The 4,084-nt window shown below is 47.2% G+C and carries 4 protein-coding genes; 2 read left to right on the plus strand and 2 right to left on the minus strand.

The genetic code is table 11. The features are described 5' to 3' along the window. Window positions 1–934, plus strand: a 934-nt coding sequence (locus tag AC1DSN_RS19330; protein WP_477332287.1) for an acyltransferase family protein, incomplete at its 5' end; no start/stop codon positions are given. A gap of 90 nt (window positions 935–1,024) precedes the next feature. On the opposite strand, the gene AC1DSN_RS19335 is transcribed toward AC1DSN_RS19330, so the two are convergent. Continuing rightward, window positions 1,025–2,401 carry an FAD/NAD(P)-binding protein gene (locus tag AC1DSN_RS19335; protein WP_477332289.1) on the minus strand — a complete coding sequence of 459 codons (1,377 nt, stop codon included), beginning with the start codon at window positions 2,399–2,401 and terminating at the stop codon, window positions 1,025–1,027. Continuing rightward, window positions 2,398–2,988: an adenylyl-sulfate kinase gene (cysC, locus tag AC1DSN_RS19340; RefSeq protein WP_477332291.1), complete on the minus strand. Its 591-nt coding sequence runs from the start codon at window positions 2,986–2,988 to the stop codon at window positions 2,398–2,400. Before cysC ends, AC1DSN_RS19335 begins: the two co-directional genes overlap by 4 nt. Before the next feature lie 340 nt (window positions 2,989–3,328). Between cysC and AC1DSN_RS19345 the strand changes: the two genes are divergently transcribed. Next, window positions 3,329–4,084, plus strand: a 756-nt coding sequence (locus tag AC1DSN_RS19345) for a nucleoside-diphosphate sugar epimerase/dehydratase (RefSeq protein WP_477332293.1), incomplete at its 3' end; no start/stop codon positions are given.

Consider the following 4,084-nt stretch of genomic DNA (forward strand, 5'->3'; position numbering starts at 1 on the left):
CATTGTGATCAGTGCGTTTTCGCTTTTTTTGAGTACGACTTCACGGGTCGGTAAAGATGGTTGGCTGTCTTCGTTTGCCATTAGGCGTTTTATGCGGATCGCCCCGCTGTTTTATTTTATTGCTTTTTTTTATCTTATATATATTCCATTGCAGTTTGGATCCTATATATCACCGATGAGCTTTTTGGGCACAATTTCGTTGTTGTTTAATCTTATGCCTGGTAATCATGAAAGCATGGTCTGGGCAGGCTGGACTATTGGTGTGGAGGTGCTGTTTTATCTACTTGTCCCTTACCTTTTGGTTTTTGTGAAGAACCTTTATTTGTCGGTTGCGGTTACGGTGTTAGCCGTCGCGATAAGTGTTGTGTTTTATAAGTTTTATCTTACCCCGGTTTACCCGGCTGGATATGCTTATATGAGTTTCATGGGGTCAATCGGAGTTTTCTTTTTCGGGATATTCGGTTATTTTCTCTTTGCCGAACTCAAAGGCAACGTAAGTGCCCGTTCCGTCGGACATTTGCTATTGGCAGCAGCGGTGGTTCTGGCTGCGCTGATAGTATTTAAAGAGCAGGCTTTCGTCTCGATCGTCGGTAATAGATCCAACATTTGGGCGTTTATTTTTGCACTACTTGTCGTTTCGCAGTGCCTAGCGCCGTTGCGCCCAATAACCAATCCGATTTTCTCGTATTTAGGCCGGTTGAGTTTCGGCTTGTATCTTTGCCACCCCCCGATCGTGTATATGCTTAAACCTGTTTACCTGTATTTTTATTCACTGTTCAGCGAAGGCCTAGCTTTTGTTCTGGCTGTAGCCATCACACTTCTGGTTCTGGTGCCGGTTGCTAGGCTAATGAATTCACTGATTGAGGAACCCGGTATTCGATTGGGTGAAAAATTGATCAGCAGGAAAATGGCTAAGGATGTCCTAGATAAATAACAGTTTTATTGGTGGCCAATATACGAAGAGAGATTAATAGTGCACTATTAATCTCTCTATTTATTAAAAGTGTGATGATTCGGTCTGGTGTTATTTCTGTGCGGAAAATAGCCGGGATATTTTATTGCTCAAAGCAGTTGCATGGATTCGCAACTCAGGCACAGCAGTAGCCTCCCAGAGTGTAGCCTTGAGCATTGGCCCGACGTAGCTCAACCATTCGGACGAATCTCCATTACCGTTTATTACTGCGAGGCTGCTGTCGACATTTATACCAAGATTGTGCGCATCAGTGCTGATCACATTCTCGCTTAGTAGATTTTTTATCAGCGGTTCGCTAATTAGCCTCGGGTTGGAGTTGGGGCCAGTGCAGTTGATCGCGTAGTTTACGGCAAATACTTTTTCCAGCATTCGTCCGCGTAAACTAACTGTCAATTCTATGCCATTGCATGTTTCACTTGCTGATTTAATCCGCCCGGCGACAGGAATAATCTGAGCGGATGCAAGTGCGTCTGCGAAGATGCTATACGAATCAGGGGCGACACGGTGGCGATGAACATCCCAATGGGGTTGCAGATGGCGCAGAAACTGACGTTTCTCTCTTTCCGGGTAGCTTTTCCAAAGATCAGTAGTAATCGGACGAAGCGCTGCAATTACGTCACGCCAATCGGCCGTCGGAGTTGAATTTATATACCCTCTGATGATTCGGAGATGGGCCAGTGGCGTAGTTTTTTGCGTTAATTCTTCTATCATCGAGTGGTGTGACAAAACAGCTCCTCTGTTCTGTCGATGGGGAAGAGGTATCAACCCGCGTCTGGATAGCATATAGATTTTGCCGGTGTGTCCGGTTTTTTTCAGACTGCAAATAACATCAAGAGCGGTTAACCCACCGCCCACCAATAAAATGGTCGCATCACGGTCTTCTATATTGGATATTTTTCCCGACCATGGATCTGCGATGTAATGATTTGATTGTTCAAAAGTTGAAAGTGCTGCTGGAGTGAGTGGTGGGAAATGTCCCAACGCAAGGATAACTTGGTCGGCATTTAATGTTGATCCGTTACTCAGTTCAATTGCTGCCCCGTACTCATTTTTTGACAGTCCTTTTACGTCGGCTGTAATTTGTTGAAGGTTTACGCGATCTTTAGCGTTCTCGGCAGCATTGAACAGTAATGTTTCGAGGTATTCACCGTACGATTTTCTGGTGGTAAAAGTACTCGGCAAAATAGCCTTGTCATGGCGCTGGCAAAAATTCACGTAGGAGTCTGGATCACCGACCACAGCAGTCATATTACCGGCGGGGACATTCAGTAGGTGAGCTGGACTATTAGTGCCGTATGCCAAGCCTTTTGCCATCTGTCCAGAACGGTTGATTACAACGAGAGTGGCGCCCCTCGGTGAATTATTCAGAAAGTTGACAGCCGCGACAGTTCCGCTGAAACCAGCTCCGATTATAGCGAGGGTCTTCATATCCCCTTCCTTGCCAAGTATTCAAGTATTTGCTTTACGCACGAATCGATGTCATTTGCCATTGTGTTTATTTTTATGTCCGGGTTTTCGGGCCGTTCATAGGCAGAATCAACTCCAGTGAAATTTTTGATTTCACCCTTTTCGGCTTTTTTATAAAGACCTTTCGGGTCCCGACGCTTGCACTCGGAAAGCGGCGCATCGATAAAAACCTCGATGAATGAACTGTCACCAATAACATTTCGGGCCAGAATTCGGTCACGTAGGAAGGGTGATATAAACGCCGTTATTACAATCAACCCAGCATCCTTCAAGAGCTTTGCAACTTCCGAAATTCGGCGGATATTTTCCTCTCTATCTCGGTCTTCGAATCCCAAATCTTTGCATAGGCCCATTCGGACATTGTCTCCATCCAGCAGATATGTGTGCTTCCCTGCTTCAAACAATTTCAGTTCCAGTGCGTCAGCCACTGATGACTTTCCAGCGCCACTAAGTCCAGTCAGCCAGATCACCACCGGGCGCTGTTGTTTGGATTGAGCACGCCGCTCGGCGTCTACTGATGTCATATGAGCTACAAGATTTTTGGGCATGCTATCTCGTTGAAATCGTCTGAGTTGACAATAATTTGATCCGACGTCTGAGTCGTATGCAGAAACGTTTCATTTCCACACGTGGTTTATGAGTTACATTCCACCGTAAGCTTCCAATGAACGCTGGTTTTCTGCCGCTTACTAGCGTTGTGGGCCTTGGCTGGATTGTAGCGATGATGCGATCAAAATGCTCGCCAGCCTACCGTCGCCATGGATAAATTGTGTTGCTGATCGTCAGATTGCCTCGTGACGATGCACATTGGTCGTGTCTTCCGGTTTCAGGCGGTTACAATGGTGATTGCCGTTTTTAAGGAGTGAGCTGCAGGCTCAGACGAGGTTCATGGATAAAATTCGGACTTTACTACTGGGGCTCCCTCGCCGCCAGAAAAGGCTATTGCAGGTTGCAACGGACGTAGTACTCGTCTGGGTTGCGCTTTGGCTTGCTTTTATCGTTCGCCTCGGCATCGAAGACATGTACAACCCGCTGAAAATCCATTTTTGGCTGTATGCCTGTGCTCCGGTGATCGCTATTCCGCTATTCATTCGCTTCGGAATGTACCGCGCAGTGATGCGATATTTCGGAAACGACGCCTTGATAGCAATTATCAAGGCCGTGAGCCTTTCCTCGTTAATTCTGGCTCTCGTTGTCTATTGGTACAGTAATCACGAGGCAGTAGTCCCTCGTTCGATTATTTTCAACTATTGGTGGCTCAGCCTGGTGATCATCGGCGGGCTGCGATTGTGCATGCGTCAATACTTCATGGGCGACTGGTTCACGGCCGCCCAGCACGTTCCCTTTACCAACCGCGATGACGGCCTCACCAAAGTGGCTATTTATGGGGCAGGCGTTGCTGGCAATCAATTGGTTGCAGCGTTGCGCATGGGGCGTGTCATGCGGCCGGTCGCCTTTATCGATGACGATGCAAGTATTGCCGATCGATCGATTTCCGGCTTGCAGGTCTATAAGCCCAAACATATTCAGCAGATGATCGATGTCACCGGCGCTCAGGAAATACTCTTGGCGCTACCGTCCTCGACTCGCGCCCGACGCCGAGAAATCCTGAACTTGCTAGAAGGTTTTCCTTTGCACGTTCGC

The organism is Luteibacter sp. P4_D7_3, assembly GCF_056401735.1.

Excerpts from the sequence above, each read along its gene's own strand:
- AC1DSN_RS19335 (WP_477332289.1), bottom strand. The coding sequence starts at position 2,401 with ATGAAGACCCTCGCTATAATCGGAGCTGGTTTCAGCGGAACTGTCGCG.
- cysC (WP_477332291.1), bottom strand. The coding sequence starts at position 2,988 with ATGCCCAAAAATCTTGTAGCTCATATGACATCAGTAGACGCCGAGCGG.